The 14894-nt window shown below is 66.7% G+C and carries 14 protein-coding genes; 7 read left to right on the top strand and 7 right to left on the bottom strand.

The features are described 5' to 3' along the window. Positions 1 to 40 precede the first annotated feature (40 nt). Entirely contained in the window at positions 41 to 3154 is a 3114-nt protein-coding gene (locus tag AC5P5X_RS11265; protein ID WP_329762645.1) for a discoidin domain-containing protein, read from the bottom strand. Between the two features lie 513 nt (positions 3155 to 3667). Here AC5P5X_RS11265 and AC5P5X_RS11260 point away from each other — a divergent pair. Further along, the gene (locus AC5P5X_RS11260) at positions 3668 to 4165 is read left to right on the top strand and encodes a helix-turn-helix transcriptional regulator (protein ID WP_012479990.1); all 498 of its coding nucleotides are present in this window, start codon (positions 3668 to 3670) and stop codon (positions 4163 to 4165) included. 27 nt (positions 4166 to 4192) lie between these two features. Here AC5P5X_RS11260 and AC5P5X_RS11255 read toward each other — a convergent pair whose 3' ends face one another. After that, a complete protein-coding gene (locus tag AC5P5X_RS11255) occupies positions 4193 to 5269 on the bottom strand; it encodes an MBL fold metallo-hydrolase (protein WP_111189364.1) in 1077 nt (358 codons plus the stop codon). A gap of 104 nt (positions 5270 to 5373) precedes the next feature. On the opposite strand from AC5P5X_RS11255, the gene AC5P5X_RS11250 reads away from it, so the two are divergent. Continuing rightward, on the top strand, positions 5374 to 5985 hold the full coding sequence (locus AC5P5X_RS11250; RefSeq protein ID WP_111189365.1) for a TetR/AcrR family transcriptional regulator: 612 nt from the start codon (positions 5374 to 5376) through the stop codon (positions 5983 to 5985). Here AC5P5X_RS11250 and AC5P5X_RS11245 read toward each other — a convergent pair. The 4 genes from AC5P5X_RS11245 to AC5P5X_RS11230 form a co-directional block, all read right to left on the bottom strand. Continuing rightward, complete coding sequence (locus AC5P5X_RS11245) at positions 5982 to 7928, bottom strand: EAL domain-containing protein (protein WP_111189366.1); 1947 nt, start codon at positions 7926 to 7928, stop codon at positions 5982 to 5984. The two genes, AC5P5X_RS11250 and AC5P5X_RS11245, sit on opposite strands and share 4 nt — an antisense overlap. A gap of 94 nt (positions 7929 to 8022) precedes the next feature. Further along, on the bottom strand, positions 8023 to 8739 hold the full coding sequence (locus AC5P5X_RS11240; RefSeq protein WP_049459944.1) for an SDR family NAD(P)-dependent oxidoreductase: 717 nt from the start codon (positions 8737 to 8739) through the stop codon (positions 8023 to 8025). Between the two features lie 28 nt (positions 8740 to 8767). Further along, positions 8768 to 9496 carry a GNAT family N-acetyltransferase gene (locus AC5P5X_RS11235; protein WP_111189367.1) on the bottom strand — a complete coding sequence of 243 codons (729 nt, stop codon included), beginning with the start codon at positions 9494 to 9496 and terminating at the stop codon, positions 8768 to 8770. A gap of 14 nt (positions 9497 to 9510) precedes the next feature. Next, on the bottom strand, positions 9511 to 10176 hold the full coding sequence (locus AC5P5X_RS11230; RefSeq protein WP_005409356.1) for an ArsR/SmtB family transcription factor: 666 nt from the start codon (positions 10174 to 10176) through the stop codon (positions 9511 to 9513). Positions 10177 to 10229: 53 nt separating this feature from the next. Between AC5P5X_RS11230 and AC5P5X_RS11225 the strand changes: the two genes are divergently transcribed. Further along, positions 10230 to 10733 (top strand): DUF2938 domain-containing protein, encoded by a 504-nt coding sequence (locus AC5P5X_RS11225; protein WP_111189368.1) that lies wholly within the window; start codon positions 10230 to 10232, stop codon positions 10731 to 10733. Positions 10734 to 10774: 41 nt separating this feature from the next. Further along, positions 10775 to 11578, top strand: coding sequence for an APH(3')-II family aminoglycoside O-phosphotransferase (locus AC5P5X_RS11220; protein ID WP_111189369.1), 804 nt, complete (start codon positions 10775 to 10777; stop codon positions 11576 to 11578). Here the strand turns inward: AC5P5X_RS11220 and AC5P5X_RS11215 are convergent. Next, positions 11551 to 11976, bottom strand: a complete 426-nt coding sequence (locus AC5P5X_RS11215; RefSeq protein WP_108270052.1) for a DoxX family protein — start codon at positions 11974 to 11976, stop codon at positions 11551 to 11553. The genes AC5P5X_RS11220 and AC5P5X_RS11215 overlap by 28 nt on opposite strands. A gap of 143 nt (positions 11977 to 12119) precedes the next feature. On the opposite strand from AC5P5X_RS11215, the gene AC5P5X_RS11210 reads away from it, so the two are divergent. From AC5P5X_RS11210 to AC5P5X_RS11200, 3 genes are all read left to right on the top strand, one after another. Further along, positions 12120 to 12710, top strand: coding sequence for a TetR/AcrR family transcriptional regulator (locus AC5P5X_RS11210; protein ID WP_049449614.1), 591 nt, complete (start codon positions 12120 to 12122; stop codon positions 12708 to 12710). Next, positions 12707 to 13741, top strand: coding sequence for a DUF418 domain-containing protein (locus AC5P5X_RS11205; protein ID WP_111189370.1), 1035 nt, complete (start codon positions 12707 to 12709; stop codon positions 13739 to 13741). The genes AC5P5X_RS11210 and AC5P5X_RS11205 overlap by 4 nt, the downstream gene beginning before the upstream one ends. Positions 13742 to 13840: 99 nt before the next feature. Beyond that, positions 13841 to 14881: an aminoglycoside phosphotransferase family protein gene (locus tag AC5P5X_RS11200; RefSeq protein WP_099529531.1), complete on the top strand. Its 1041-nt coding sequence runs from the start codon at positions 13841 to 13843 to the stop codon at positions 14879 to 14881. Positions 14882 to 14894 lie beyond the last annotated feature (13 nt).

The raw sequence follows: 14894 nt of genomic DNA, 5'->3' as shown, positions 1-14894 counted from the left end.
GCGGGCCCCGCTTTGTAGAGCCAAGCCATGCTCGGCTGCTTTACCAGCGCGCCTCCAGCGTTTTGAACGGCTTTGCCAGCCGCATACCCTCGGCATCGAAGTCGGAAACGCTACGCCCATCCACACGCACCGTCTTCGGCATGGTGCGCGCCGGCCACCAGACCTTCACTGCCGTTCCGCTGCGCAACCCCTTGCCCAGCGTGACCGTCAGCATGCCGTCGCGCTGCCGCGCCTGCATCTGCAACGTGCCATACGCGGTCGGCAGCCGCTCCACCGCCAACCCATCGCCCGCCACCCACGACGGCGGCGTGCCCGGCAGCAATGACAACGCATCATCGTCTTCGCGCATCAGCATGCCGAACAGCGTGCGGCCGTACTCGGCACCAATCCAGGTATGCGGCATGTCGCCCAGGTAGCGGGGGAAACGCAGCCGCGAGTGCACGACCTCGGCCAGTACCTGCCACTCAAGCGGGCGCCGATCATGCAGCAGTCCCTGCAGCAGCTCATCGGCAACCTGCGGTTGGCCCAGGTGCACATAGCTCAGCACGTTGCGGATCTCATACGGCGTATAGGCGTACAGCGCATCGGGCTGGCTGCGCTTGCGCACATCCTCCAGATAACGCGCGAAGGTGGTCCGCAGTGCCTCGGTGGGCAGCACGCTCTGCGCACCGGTGGGGTCCAGTGCGATCGATACGCCGGTTGGATCGCCATCGCCCAGGTCGGCCGAGGAGGGAATGAAGTCGATGCCCTTCCACGCCATCGTCGCCCGGATAGAGGCGTGCAGCGCGTCGTAGAGCAGCGTGTACTGTTCGCGCGCCCAACGGGCGGTTTCATGGTCGCCCAGCGACTCGGCCAGCCACGCGCCGTCGTGCCAGCCCTTCAGTCCCCAGTAGTCATCCCAGTAGCTGTGGGTGGGCGACGGATATCCCTCATGGCTGATCGACGGCGCAAGGATGCCCGCGAATCGCTTCGGCGCCGGCTGGTCGGCCTTGTAACCGGGCACCAGCGTGCGCTCGCGCAGTTCCTGCAGGAAGCGCAGCGCCGCTTTCACTTTCGGCAGATAGGCACGTACCGACTCGGGCCCGCCATCGAGGCGCGCGACATCGGCCACCAGCGTCACGTACTGGCCCTGACTGTCGTACTCGATGTCCGAACCAAAACCGGTGTTGACACTGCCATCGTCGTTGAGGATCGGCGAGACCAGGCCGTTGGCATGCACGCCGTGTTCGCTGTACCAGGCCAGGTAGTCGCGCGCGACGCGTGCTTCGCCCATGCGCAGCAGCACCGCCGAGGTGGCCATGCCGTCGCGGATGAAAGAGCGGTTGTAGTTGCGGGGCCCGGGCTGCATGGCCGGGCCGGTCTGGTTGATCAGCATGTAGGCGGCCTGCGCGCGCAGCATGTCGACCAGCGAAGGATCGGGCAGGCGCAGCCCGACTTGGCCCAGCCGTGCCTGCCAGTCCGCGGAGGCTTGCGTGGCCAGGGAATCGAACGCCGTATTGGCATCGCGGGGCAGCGTGGCCAGATCGAGCGCAGGCGCCTCGGGCAGTGCGCCCTTGCTATCGGCGGCGGCAGTACCCAGCGGGAACGCGACCACGATGGCATCGCTGGTTCCCGGCGCCAACGAGACGCGGTAGTTCAACGCAGCCGAGGCAAGACCCTCGTCGTCGCGCGCCTGTTGCGTGGAGGGCAGCTGGCCGGCAGCGAGGGTCGCGGTGATTTCCGTTGCGCCATCCCTGCCAAACGGCGCCGCGCCGGACGCAGTCACCGGCGTGAGCGACTGCAGCAGCGTGCGTCCATTGATGCGCACGGCCTGTCCATCGATCGCCACATCGCGGATGGGTGACAGCCCGCCGTTCTGCCACGGTGGATTCATCTGCATCGGGCGCACGACCAGGCTGAGCGTGCCGTCGATGCGGGTCTTGCCGGTGTTGTGCAAGCGATGGCGGAGGAAGGTGACCGGTTGCCCGTCGCGTTCGATGGCGAACACTTCGCTGCGCAGCTCCAGGCCGGGCTGCGGTGACCAGGTGGCGGAGGGCATCGGCTTCCAGCCATCACGCAATGCATGCTGCACGTTCTGCCCGGTGGCACCTGCGGCACGCCCGTCAGCGCTACGCCAGAGTGGCTGCACCAGCGGCGCGCCCTTGAAGGCTTCCAGGTTGCCGTATTCGTCGAAGATCGATTTCTGTCGCCCCGCGTGCACGCCGACGGCGGTCCAATAGGTTTGCTGCATCTGCAGCGAGGCCGGGAACAACGCGCGCTGCGCGCCGCTGGCGGCGATCTGATAGCGCTTCATCGGCGTCATCACCGCTTTGGGGCCGAGCAGGCGCAGTCGCGCGACCTGCGGTGCGGCGCCGTCTACGCTCAGCCGGAATGCACGCAGCGGCTGCGCCGTGTCAGCCGCCAGCCAACTCTGCCTGCGGCTGGCAGCCTGCGCATCATGTGCGAGGTCCTGCCAGCGGCCTTGCGCGTCCTGCGCCTGCAGTCGGGCAGCGCCGCGCGCGCCTTCCGCCCATTCCACTACAAGGCCAGCCGTGGATTGCGCGCGGGGCAGGGTGATCTCGAACGCGTGAGCGCCTCCTTTTCCGGCCGGAACCGCAACGGCGCCACCGCCTTGCCAGAGCGCTGCTGCCTGCGCTGCATCCACACCGCCGATGCGTGCACTGAGCGAGTCGTCCAGTGGCTCCATCTCGAAGATCGACACGCCCCAGTCGGAGGTGCGCTGCGGGCTGGCCAGCCGCAGGTAGCGCGCCTGCCGCGGTGCGAAGTACAGCGTTTCCACGTCGCCCAGCGAATCGGCCATCGTGTACGCAGTCTGCCACTGCGTGCCGTCCATTGACGTCTGCAGTGAATAGCCTTCCGGGTTCGATACATCCCAGGTGAGGCGCGCGCCGGCCAGCAGGGTGGGCGCGCCCAGGTCGATCTGGAACCAGTGGCCGGGGCTGAAGGCACCGCCGGTGACGGTCTTCGGGTCGCCGTCGATCAGGTGGCTGATCGCCATCGCCGGCACCTGCTGCGAGGAGCTGCTGGCCTGCCATTGGCTGCGCGGGGGGAGTGCCTGTGCGCTGGAGGCCAGGGCGGCCAACAGCAGGGCAGCGGCAGGGCGCAACGGGAAAAGCGGTGTGGAGACCTTGGAGCGTTCGGCGCGCAACGTCATTACTGGCAGCCTCGCAGGATCGACCGGAATCGGGCGAGCGCTACGCTAGCAAGGGATGTAATCGGTTACATGACGCACTGCAGCGCCGCTGGACGCTGGCCCCGCCATCACGGGAGGGCTGACGGATGTGGCTCTGGACGTGTAGCGCGGATTGGCTAGGGTCACATCGCAAGTCTTTTAGTTTGGTTGTCATTTGACAACTTACGTGAGCCGTGTGCAGACTATGGAGAACAAGGAATGTCTCGAGCGCGTCATCCAGACAAGGACATCGAAGCGGCGTTGCAGTTCGCGGAGGACCGCGGGTGGAGGCTCCGTATGGCGGGCGGCCATGCGTGGGGCCGGATGTATTGCCCTTACAACGACACCGATTGCCGATGCGGGGAGTTCTGCATCGTGAGCGTCTGGAGCACGCCGCGAAGCGGCAGCCATCATGCAAGGGCCTTGCGGCGTGTGGTCGAGAACTGCAGTCGTGAGCAATGAGATCAGGCTTCGTCAGAAGCGAAGGGGTCAATCATGGAATTCAACTTCACCCTGAAGTACCGCTTGCCGGACACAGGCAATGAAATCGGCGTCCTCGAGCAGCGCCTGGCCGAAGGCGGCTGTGACGACGCGCTTGTGGGCCTTGGGCTGCCGGGACGGCTGGCCCTGGCGTTCTGCCGCGAAGCAGACAGCGCAGGGGCTGCCCTGCGTTCGGCGCTGGACGATGTGCAGCGGGCCGTGCCCGGTGCCGAACTGGTTGAAGTGAGCCCCGATCTGGTGGGGCTCACTGACGTCGCAGACCTGCTCGGAATGTCGCGCCAGAACATGCGGAAGCTCATGCTGGCCAACCCGCAGTCGTTTCCGTCCCCCGTGCATGACGGCTCGACCTCGATCTGGCATCTGGTCGACATTCTCGGTTGGCTGCGAGCGCGCGGCAGCGGGAAAGTCACGACGGAAATGACCGAGCTCGCCGCCGCTGCGCTGCAGATCAATCTGGCCCGGGAAGGGCGCAGGCTTCACCCGAAGACGTAGCAGCGGCCAGAATCGGAGCCCATCGCATTACAGCTCCACCGTCTCCCACCATCGCGTACCCGCCTGCGGCGCCTGCATGTCCAGCGCTTCGCCCATCATCGGCGTGGCCACCGGAACATTCTTCGCTGCGGCCAGCGCGGTGATCCGTTCGAACGGCTGCTGCCACTCGTGCAGGGCCAGGTCGAAGGTGCCGTTGTGGATCGGCAGCAGCCACTTGCCGCGCAGGTCCAGGTGCGCCTGCAGCGTCTGTTCCGGCTGCATGTGCACGAACGCCCAGCGCGGATCGTAGGCACCGGTCTCGATCATGGTCAGGTCGAACGGGCCGTACTTTTCGCCGATGGCCTTGAAGCCGTCGAAGTAGCCGGTGTCGCCGCTGAAGAAGATGCGGAAGTCGCCGTCCTGGATCACCCATGACGCCCACAGGCTACGATCACTGTCGCCCAGTCCGCGGCCGGAGAAATGCTGGCCGGGGGTGGCGGTCAGGCGCAGGCCATTGGCCTCGGTCGATTGCCACCAGTCCAGCTGTTCGACCTTGCTGGCGTCCACGCCCCAGGCGATCAGCTGGTCGCCGACGACGAGCGGTGCAATGAAGCGCGCGGTCTTGCCGGCCAGCTGCATCACCGCTGCATGGTCGAGGTGGTCGTAGTGGTTGTGCGAGAGGATCACGCCGGCGATCGGCGGCAGATCGTCGATGCTGATCGGCGGCGCATGGAAGCGGGCCGGGCCCATCCACTGCACCGGCGAGGCGCGCTCGGAGAACACCGGGTCGGTCAGCCAGTACTGGCCGCGCAGCTTCAGCAGGATCGTGGAGTGCCCCAGCCGGAACAGGCTGCGGTCCGGCGCGGCGTCCAGTGTGGCGCGGTCCAGCGGCTGCACTGGAATCGGGTGCGCGGGCACGGTGCCCTTGGGTTTGTTGAAGAGGAACGTCCACCAGATCTCCAGGCCGTCGCGCAGGCCCATCGCTGGACGGGGCAGGGCATTGCGGAACTTGCCATCACGGTACTGCGGCGACTCGGGGAAGTCGGGGAGGGACCAGGACTTGCAGAAGGTGTAGGCGGTCACGGCGAGGATTCCAAGCAGGAGGACAAGGAGCAGGCGCTTCATGGGTGACGTCCGCTGAGTACACTGCACAGTGTAGTTTCGGGTTTTCCAAAAGTACACTGCCGAGTGTAAAATGGAGGCATCCGTTCAGTTATCCGGTTCCCGCCATGCCCCGTGCCCCGCAACGCCTGACCGACCGCAAACGCGAAGCCATCGTGCGCGCGGCGGTGGAGGAGTTCCGTGCCTCGGGCTACGAGGCGACCAGCATGGACCGCATTGCCGAGGCGGCCGGGGTCTCCAAGCGCACCGTCTACAACCACTTCCCGAGCAAGGAAGCGCTGTTCTCGATGATCCTGGAGGAGCTGTGGGAGCGCAGCGTGGCCAGCGACACATTGCCGTACCGCGCCGACCAGCCGCTGCAGGCGCAGTTGCTGCAGTTGCTGGGGCAGAAGCTGGAATTGCTCAGCGATGCCAACTTCATCGACCTGGCGCGGGTGGCGATGGCCGAGATCATCCACTCACCGGAGCGTGCGCAAGCCATCGTCTGCCGCATGGGTGAAAAGGAAAGCGGCGAGAGTGCATGGATCCGCGCGGCCATCGCTGATGGCCGGTTGCGCGAGGTCGATCCGGAATTTGCTGGCCACCAGCTGCACGGGCTGGTGAAGAGCTTTGCGTTCTGGCCCCAAGTGACGATGGGGCAGGCGCCGTTGAACGCACAGGAGCGTGCACGCGTGGCCGAATCGACGGTGGCGATGTTCCTGGGTTTCTACGCGGTCTAGCTGGCGGCGAAGCGGAGGAACTCGTCGGCCGGCAGCGCCGCCGAGTACAGATAGCCTTGGCCGACATCCACGCCCAGGGCCCGCAGCTTCTGCTCCTGCGCCAGGGTTTCGGTACCTTCGGCCACCACGATTGCGCCGCAGCGGTGCGCAACCTCGACGATGAAGCGCACGATCGACTGCGACTTGGCGTCGGACAGTGTGGCGATCAGCGCCTGTTCGATCTTGACCTCGGCGATGGCCAGCTGCGAGAGCAGGATCAGGGTTGAATAGCCAGCGCCGAAATCATCCAGCGACAGGGTGACCTCTGCCGCCAGCAGCTGTGCGATGTTGGCATCTACCACGTCGCGCTCGACGATCTCGGTCCATTCGACGATCTCCAGGCGCAACATCACGCCAGGCACATCGTGCAGCTGCAGCAGTTCCTGCAGGCGCAGGCCGAAGTCGGGCAGGCGCAGTGACTCGGCCGAAACGTTCACTGCGATCTTCAGTTGCGTGCCATCGCGTCGGCACTGCTGCAGGAAGTGGATGGCCGACTGCAGCGTGGCCCATTCCAGTTCAGCCAGCCGTCCCTGCCGGCGCAGCAGGGAGATCACCCGCATCGGCGCGATCAGCCGGCCCTCGCCGTCGCGCATGCGCAGCAGTGCTTCGGCGCCGACCAGTTGGCGATCCTGCAGGCGATGCTTGGGCTGGTAGCACAGCGGTGCGTCGCCCTGCTGCAGCCAACGTTCGAGAGCGACTTCGATCAGGGCGTCGATCTCGCTGTCGCGCTGGATCGGGTCGTCGAAGAACACGACGCCGGATTCGATCGCACTCAGTGCAACGGTGATCGCACGGAACGGAAGATGTCCTTCGTCGGCATCTACGGGGGGCTTCAATTCGACTACTGCACAGCGGAACAGCGGCCGGAAACCGGGCCAATCGCGGCCGACCTGCTCGGCCAGGTTGCTGGCCAGCTCGGTGATCTGGGGCTGCGTGCGCAGTTCGGACAAGGTCAGGTCGCGCACCAGGATCGCCAGCGCGGCATCGCCGAACTGGTAGATCTCCAGTTGCGTGGCCGGCAGCGAGGGCAGCAGCCGATGTACTTCTTCGGTGCTGTCGCGCTGCCAGATACCGTTGTCCTGCAGCGGACCATAGCGCAGGCGCAGATCGCGCAGGTTGCCCATCTCGGCCACGATCAGGCAGGCCTTGCCGATGCCGTCGTTGTCGCGCCAGTAATGCTGCAGGCGTTCGCCGAGCGCACGCATGTTGGGCAGGCCACTGATCGGATCGATGCGCAGCCAGGCCTGTTCGCGCTGGCGTTGTGCATCGATCTGCGCATCGTTGTAGACCAGTGCGAACACCGCGCCGAGCATCAGCAGTGAGAGTGGCAGTGCCAGCAGGCGCTGGATTGCCAACTCCTCCACGGGTAGCTGATGGGCGCCGATGATTGCTACCCCCAGTGCCAGGCCCAACGCAGTGACGATGATACGAACGCCCCAGGCGTGCAGGATCATGCGCAGCGAGAGTTCATTGAGCATGCGCGGGTGCAGGCGCCTGCGCAGCCAGACGCCGGCCAGCATCTGCAACACGGCCTCAAGGCTGGCAGGCAGGAAATACTGGGTGCCGGCGAACTGGTAGCGGGCCAGCAGGCTGGCGCCCAGGCAGGCCAGGCCACCGCGCCAGCCGCCGAGCAGGCCGCTGACCAGCAGGATGTCGAAACCCAGGTGGAGCTTGACCACGCCCTGGCTGTAGCGGGCCACGAACCAGGAATTGAACAGGTAGATCAGGCCCAGCGCCACGCCCACATACAGGCGGCGGCCTTCAATGGCGTGGCCGGCGCGGCGGGTGGCGATCAGCAGCACGCCGATCATGCCGATCACCGCCGTGGCCTGCAGCAGGTACAGCGGCAGGCTGGGCAGGGCGCTGTCCAGGACCTGGGCCGAGACCCGTGAAAGCGCATCCATAGCAGGTTCCCGCCTGTGACCGACGGCCAGTGACGAGCAGGGTAAACCACAGGCGCCTACGCGGCCACCAAGGGCCCGACCAAGGTCTCTGCAGTCAGTAGCGCGGGTCGGCGATGGCCGGCAGCACCAGTTCGCGCACGAAGCCGGACGGTGACAACTGCAGCAGCGCGCGCACCATCGCAACGACGTCGTGCACCGGCACCAGTTCACCGTCGCCGCGCCCTGCGGCCTCTGCCACCGGCACCGACAGCGCATCGTCGGTGTTGAGGTAGCCCAACTGCAGGCTTGTCACCGCCAAGCGCCGATCGCGGAAACCCTCACGCAGTGCATCGGCGATGCCGTTGAGTGCGAACTTGGATGCACCGAACGCCACTTCCGGGCGGCCGCTGCGCGGCAGTGCCGAGGTCGAGCCGGTCAGCACCAGCTGCGGGCGTGGCGCGCCCAGCACCCGCGGCAGCAGGCGCTGCAGCAGCACCAGGGTCGCGGTGATGTTGACGTCGACCAGCTGGGTGAGCGCGGCATCGCTCTCGTCGAGGAAGGCGTACTCGTCGCTGAAGGCGGTCTCTTCCCAGATGCCCAGGTTGTGGATCAGCACATCCAGATCGGCCGGTGCCTGCGCTGCGATGTGATTGGCAGCCAGGGTGGGTTGGGACAGATCGGCCTCGATCCACTGCAGGGTGACACCCTCGGGGCATTCAAGGTCGCGCGGACGGCTGCGCGAAACGCCGATGACGGTGTCGCCCGCACTGCACAGGCCTTCCACGAACGCCCGACCCAGGCCCCTGCTGGCGCCGATGACCATCAATTTCATGTTGCTTCCTTGTTGTACTGCGGCGGCCTCAGTCGGCAGCCAGAATGGTGTCCCAGTCGGCGAACGCGCGCAGGCCGCTGCGCTCGGCGGTAATGATCGAGGCAGTGTTGTCGAGCTGGCAACGGTACTGAGGCTGCAGCCCGGCCGCCTGCGCGGACACGGCCATGGCGTGTACCAGCTGGCGTGCGTGCCCGCGACCGCGGGCCTCGGGCAGGGTCAGCACGCCCATGTCGGCCAGGGCTGGATCCACGCTCCACGGGTACATGCTTCCCGCGGCAACCAGCCGCTCGCCATCGAATGCGCCGAACACCTGCCAGTGGTCCAGCTCGACCCAGGCGGCATCGAGTTCCTCTTCGCTGGCGTTGGCCTGGAACACCTCGAACGCGGCTGCGTCGGCCGGGTCGAGACGGCGGATATGTGGTGGTGCAGGGCGCGCGGCCAGGGCCGCAAGTTCTGCGGCAGGGAAGTAGAAGACACGATCCGCACCATGCGTGCGCTGGCCGAGCTGCTGCAGGCGCTGTTGCAGCTGTGCCAGCGTCCAGTGCAGTTGCGCGTGCAGGTGCAGGCGAGCCGCCAGGGCAGGGCGCAACAGTGCGCGAGCGGGGCCCACGACCGGCTGCAGCAGCATGCCGTCCTCGCCCTCATCGAAATCATCGCTGCACGCCAACTGCAGCTGTGGATCATCCCGCAGCGTGCGCTGCCCGGAGAACACGCCGCGCCAGGTCGCATCGATCAACGGGGCAAACACATCATCCATGACCGGTGTCTCGCTCAGTGCCGGGGCAGGTCCACCTGCAGGCCGGCGGCCTTCCATTCGGGGTAACCGGCGGCGAGCCGCTGCGCGGTCAGTCCGGCCTCGCGCAGCATCGCCACCGCATCGTTGGACAGCACGCAGTAGGGACCGCGGCAGTACGCGACAATGTGGACGGCACGCGGCAGTTCGTCCATCCGTGCACGCAGTTCCGTAACGGGAATGTTCAGCGCGCCTGGCAGGTGGCCCAGATCGAATTCCTCGCGCGGCCGCACATCCAGCAGCACCACGCTGCTGCGTTGTTCCAGCAGCTGCTCCACGGTCAGTCCTTCCAGCGCATCGCGGCGCTGCAGGCTGTCGTGGATCACGCCGTGCATTTCGCTGCGCTGGTGGTCGGCATAGTCGCGCAGTGCGGCCAGCAGGTTGCCCAGCGGGCCATCACCGCTGCGGTAGAGGATGCGCTTGCCGTCACGGCGGGTCTGTACCAGGCCGGCACGGCGCAGCTGCTGCAGGTGCTGGGAGGTATTGGCCACCGACAGGCCGGTCAGTTCAGCCAGGCGTTCCACGGCGCGCTCGCCCTGGGCGATGTGCTCCAGCAGGGCCAGGCGATGGGCATGGCCGAGCGTGCGGGCGATCTCGGCCAAGGCCTCAAGCGGCGAGGGTGGTGGCTCTGTTGCAGCGTTCATGCGGGGCACGCTAGCATCGCTCTATCATTCAAGCAAATAATTGAAGGTTTGCGATGCCTGGCCAGGCGACATTTGTGATGGATGCGGTGGTAGTCGGCGTGGGAGCGACCGCAGTAATGGACCTGTGGGCGGTGGTGCAGCGGCGGCTGTTCGGCATTCCCTCGCTGGATTTCGCGATGGTGGGCCGTTGGCTGGGGCACCTGCCGCGCGGGCGCTTCCGCCACAACGGCATCGGCCGCGCGGCAGCGGTCGGTGGCGAGCGCGCGCTGGGCTGGACCGCGCATTACGTGATCGGGGTGGTTTTCGCCGCGTTGTTGCTGGCCGTGGCAGGAAGCGATTGGGCGCAGGCACCCACCCTGTGGCCGGCACTGGCCTTCGGCATCCTCAGCGTTGCCGCGCCGTTCTTCATCCTGCAGCCGGGCATGGGTGCCGGCATTGCCGCTTCGAAGACCCCGGCGCCGGGCAAGGCACGCCTGCGCAGCCTGGTGGCGCACAGCGTGTTCGGCGTGGGCATGTACCTTTCCGCGCTGCTGTTGGCCGCGGTTCGTGCAACATGAGCGAGAATCGGCGGGGTCACCGGCAACAGGAACACCCCGGCATGGAAGCACCCAATCCCTTCACTGATGGCATGCCGCTACCGTGGGCATGGCAGGAAGCGTTGGCCGATGCGCGCATCGAGCGGCAGTCGATCGGCGTGTCGCGCGCGGATGTAGCCCGTGTGCAACGGCCGGGGCAGGCCGATGCCTTCGTGAAGTCGGAAGTGATCGACGCCTTCAGTGAGCTCGGTGATGAGATCGCGCGCCTGCGCTGGCTGCAGGAACAGGGACAACCGGCACCAACGGTAATTGCCACCGCCGAAGAAGCGGGCCGGCGCTGGTTGCTGATGAGCGCGCTGCCCGGCCGCGACCTGGCTTCGTCGCCGGAACTCGCGCCGCAGCAGCTGGTGGAACTGCTGGCCGACGCGCTGCGCGGGCTGCATGCGTTGCCGCTGGCAGCCTGTCCGTTTGACCAGCGACTGGCCTCGCGCCTGCAGGCCGCGCAGGCCCGCGTCGAAGCGGGCTTGGTGGATGCCGATGATTTCGATGATGAGCGCCTGGGCCAGAGTCCGCAGCAGGTCTTCGCCGAACTGTGCAGCACCCGGCCCGATCATGAAGACCTGGTGGTCAGCCATGGCGATGCCTGCCTGCCGAACCTGATGGTGGTCGAGGGGCGTTTCAGCGGTTTCATCGACTGTGGGCGACTGGGTGTTGCCGACCGCTACCAGGACCTGGCGCTGGCCGCGCGCAGCCTGGTCCACAACTTCGGCGACACGCGTTGGGTGGCGCCGTTGTTCCAGCGCTACGGCGCGGTGGCCGACGAGCGCCGGCTTGCGTTCTACCGGCTGCTCGACGAGTTCTTCTGAGCCCGCGCGTGGCTGGCGATGGCCGCGCAGATCAGGCCGCCCACCACGCTCAGGTGCTCCAGCGCGAAGAACAGGGCCAGCTGCTGTTCCGCGCCGTGCTTGGTCCAGAAGGTATGCACGACAACGATGGTCAGCAGCATGAACACTGCCAGCACGCCGCTGCCCAGCCAGAGCAGGCGATCAAGCAGCAGGCACAGTGCGCCGCCCAGCAGCACCACGGCGCTGGCGAGGTTGAACAGCACAGGCGGTTGCAGCCCGGCGGCCTGCATTTCGGCCACGCTGTTGTCCCACGCCAGCAGCTTGGCCAGGCCCGAGGACAGGAACACCACGGCCAGCAGCAGCCGGGCGAGGAACCACAGCACGCGGCTGTCGAGCAGGGTGGCGATCATCCGTGGCATGCAGGAACTCCGGGTTGAGCGTTGGGCGGGCCGGGCAGCATCGGGCCTCAACAGCGGTTGAGGTCAAGGCTGGCTGAACGAAGCCCGATGGTGGTCGGGTTGTCGCCTTTTAATTGGACGAACGTTCGTTCACTATTCGCGCCATGAGCCGAGCCGACCGCAACGAGCAACGCATCGCGCAGATCCTGCAGGCCGCCCTGCAGTGCTTCCTCGAGAAGGGATTCCACCAGACCAGCATGCGTGACATCGCGCAGGCGGCCGGTGTCAGCCTGGGCAATCTCTACAACCACTTCCCGGGCAAGGAGGCGATCATCCTTGCCGTGGCGGTGGCTGAGAGCGAAGAGCTGGCACCGTTGCTGCAGCGACTGGCCGCGTCCGAAGGCGAGCGCGCACAGGTGCTGGCTTTCCTTCGGGACTTCCACGCACTGTGCCGGCAGCCGGAATGGGCGACGCTCGCCGTCGAAGTGCTGGCCGAGAGCGCACGCAATCCGGCCGTAGCCGAGGCATTTGCGGCCAATCGCAGGCAGTTGCAGGCGGTCCTGGCCGAAGCGCTGCAGCAGGTGGCACAGCGCGAACGCCGGCGTCCCGTGTTGGCCCCCGCATTGCAGGCGCAGGTGCTGCTGGATGCCATTGAAAGCGATGCACTGCGTCGGGGGCTGGGCGAAGCCGGTGGCGGCGATGAGGCATCGCTGGATCTTGGCCTGCTCGCGCTGCTGCTCGGGGCGCGCGCATGAGTGCCGTTGACCGGCGATTGCACGGCCTTGATCTGGCGCGCTACCTGGCCTTGGCCGGCATGGTGCTGGTCAACTTCCGCCTGGCGATGGCCGTGCCGGCAGAGGGCGCCGGATGGTTGGCAGGCTTCTTCCACTTTCTGGAAGGCAAGGCTTCGGCGACGTTCGTTACGCTGGCTGGCTTGGGCCTAGTGTTGGCCACGCAGCGGCAAGGGTGGTGGCCCGCCAGCGTGCAGACCATGAGGCGCGCGCTGTTCCTGCTGGCGCTGGGCCTGCTCAACCTGACCCTGTTCCCGGCCGACATCCTGCACTACTACGCGGTGTATTTCGCGCTGGCCGTGGTGTGGCTGCGTGCCTCGCCGCGCGTGCTGCTGACCAGCATCGTGGCCATTGCCGCCTGTTCGTTCTGGGCGCTGCTGCACTTGAATTACAGCGAAGGCTGGAACTGGCAGACGCTGGAATATGCCGGCCTGTGGCAATGGCCGGGCGCGGCCCGCAACCTGCTGTTCAATGGCTTCCACCCGTTGATGCCGTGGCTGTGCTTCTTCCTGCTGGGGATGCTTCTGGCACGGCTTCAGTTGTCGCAGCCGCGGGTACAGCATGCATTGCTGGTGCTGGGGCTGCTGCTGATCGGGGCTGGACATGGCGTGCAGCAGCTTGCGCAGGGAACGTCCTGGCAGGTGTGGCTGGGAACGCAGCCGATGCCGCCGGGACCGGCTTATGTGCTTACGGGCGCGGGTGCGGCCTGCAGTGTCATCGCCGCCTGCCTGTGGCTGGCGCGTGTGCGACCGGGTGACTGGTTGGAGCCGTTCACCGCGGCCGGACGCATGACCCTGACCCTGTATGCCGGCCACATCCTGCTGGGCATGGGCACGCTGGAAAGCCTGGGCCTGCTCGATGGCAGCGCGTCGCTCGCATCGGTGCTGCTGTGGGCGCTGCTGTTCCTGATGCTGGCGACGGGCGCGGCCTGGCTATGGTCGTGGCAGTTCGCACGCGGCCCGCTGGAGACGGTGATGCGGCGCATCGCAGGCTAGTTCCCTGGTCGTGCTCAAGTGATGTTGTGACGGACATGTCTGTGCCGCGGCGAACGCATCTGCGATAGTGGTGGCAGGTAACACTTTCCGCTTGCATCCATGTCATTCGCTTCGGCGCAGCATCTCGGCGAAGTCCTGCAACAATCCTATGGCATCACCCCCACCGCCGTGGTGCCACGCCCGGTGGGCGCCGACGCCAATGCCAGCGTGTATCGCGTCGATGCGCGGCACGGGCAGTGGTGGTTGAAATGCCGTACCTACCAGGTTGCCCCAGCGGTGTGGGACAGCCTGCATTGGATGCGCGGCACGCTGGGTATCGATGAGATCGTCGCGCCGTGGCCGGCGTTGACCGGTGGTGCGTCTGTGCAGCGCTGGGGATTGCAGTTCACCCTGTTCCCGTATGTGGAAGGCCAGTCCGGGTTCGAGGCGGCGTTGAGCCGCACGCAGTGGAGACGGCTGGGGGAGGTGCTGCGGCGCCTGCATGGTGCGCAGTTGCCAGCGGAACTGCAGCAGGCACTGCCGATCGTACGGCTGGAAACCGCGGCGCTGGAGACCGTCGGGCAATGGTTGGCCGGCGAGGGCCTGGCGGCCGCGAAGGACGGGCTGGGCCGCGCATTCGTTTCGGTATGGGACCAGCAGCATGCGCGCATCGCGGCGCTGCATGCGCAGGCACGGGAGCTGCTCGCGGCGTTGCAGGGCGCGCCGGTAGACCTGCATCTGTGCCACACCGATCTGCATGCCGGCAACCTGCTGATGGGCAATGACGGGGGCCTGCACCTGATCGATTGGGATGGTCTGTCGCTGGCCCCGCGCGAGCGTGACCTGATGTTCATCGGTGCCGCTGTTGGCGGGCGCTGGGGTCGCGAGAATCCACTGGGGTTCGAGGAGGGCTACGGCAGCGATCGCGGTGACCCGCGCTGGATCGCCTGGTACCGGCACTGGCGCATTCTGCAGGACCTGATCGAGTTCCAGCAGGTGCTGCTGGGCAGTGACGGAGAGGACCGATCGCCGCAGTTGCGCCGGCAGTCGCTGCACTACCTGGGGGAGCAGTTCGCACCGGGCAATGTGTTCGATGCGGCGGAGCGGGTATATCGCGCGCTGGATCAGGTTCCAGGCCGTTGCCAGGATCTCCCCAGATAGAGTCGACTATCGC

This window comes from Stenotrophomonas sp. YJH_SMC_91 (assembly GCF_059368495.1).
Note: the sequence above shows the minus strand (reverse complement) of the source record. Positions and strands in the feature narration are given on the sequence as shown.

Coding starts and splice junctions, on each gene's coding strand:
- AC5P5X_RS11265 (WP_329762645.1), bottom strand. CDS start 3,154: ATGACGTTGCGCGCCGAACGCTCCAAGGTCTCCACACCGCTTTTCCCG.
- AC5P5X_RS11260 (WP_012479990.1), top strand. CDS start 3,668: ATGGAATTCAACTTCACCCTGAAGTACCGCTTGCCGGACACAGGCAAT.
- AC5P5X_RS11255 (WP_111189364.1), bottom strand. CDS start 5,269: ATGAAGCGCCTGCTCCTTGTCCTCCTGCTTGGAATCCTCGCCGTGACC.
- AC5P5X_RS11250 (WP_111189365.1), top strand. CDS start 5,374: ATGCCCCGTGCCCCGCAACGCCTGACCGACCGCAAACGCGAAGCCATC.
- AC5P5X_RS11245 (WP_111189366.1), bottom strand. CDS start 7,928: ATGGATGCGCTTTCACGGGTCTCGGCCCAGGTCCTGGACAGCGCCCTG.
- AC5P5X_RS11240 (WP_049459944.1), bottom strand. CDS start 8,739: ATGAAATTGATGGTCATCGGCGCCAGCAGGGGCCTGGGTCGGGCGTTC.
- AC5P5X_RS11235 (WP_111189367.1), bottom strand. CDS start 9,496: ATGGATGATGTGTTTGCCCCGTTGATCGATGCGACCTGGCGCGGCGTG.
- AC5P5X_RS11230 (WP_005409356.1), bottom strand. CDS start 10,176: ATGAACGCTGCAACAGAGCCACCACCCTCGCCGCTTGAGGCCTTGGCC.
- AC5P5X_RS11225 (WP_111189368.1), top strand. CDS start 10,230: ATGCCTGGCCAGGCGACATTTGTGATGGATGCGGTGGTAGTCGGCGTG.
- AC5P5X_RS11220 (WP_111189369.1), top strand. CDS start 10,775: ATGGAAGCACCCAATCCCTTCACTGATGGCATGCCGCTACCGTGGGCA.
- AC5P5X_RS11215 (WP_108270052.1), bottom strand. CDS start 11,976: ATGCCACGGATGATCGCCACCCTGCTCGACAGCCGCGTGCTGTGGTTC.
- AC5P5X_RS11210 (WP_049449614.1), top strand. CDS start 12,120: ATGAGCCGAGCCGACCGCAACGAGCAACGCATCGCGCAGATCCTGCAG.
- AC5P5X_RS11205 (WP_111189370.1), top strand. CDS start 12,707: ATGAGTGCCGTTGACCGGCGATTGCACGGCCTTGATCTGGCGCGCTAC.
- AC5P5X_RS11200 (WP_099529531.1), top strand. CDS start 13,841: ATGTCATTCGCTTCGGCGCAGCATCTCGGCGAAGTCCTGCAACAATCC.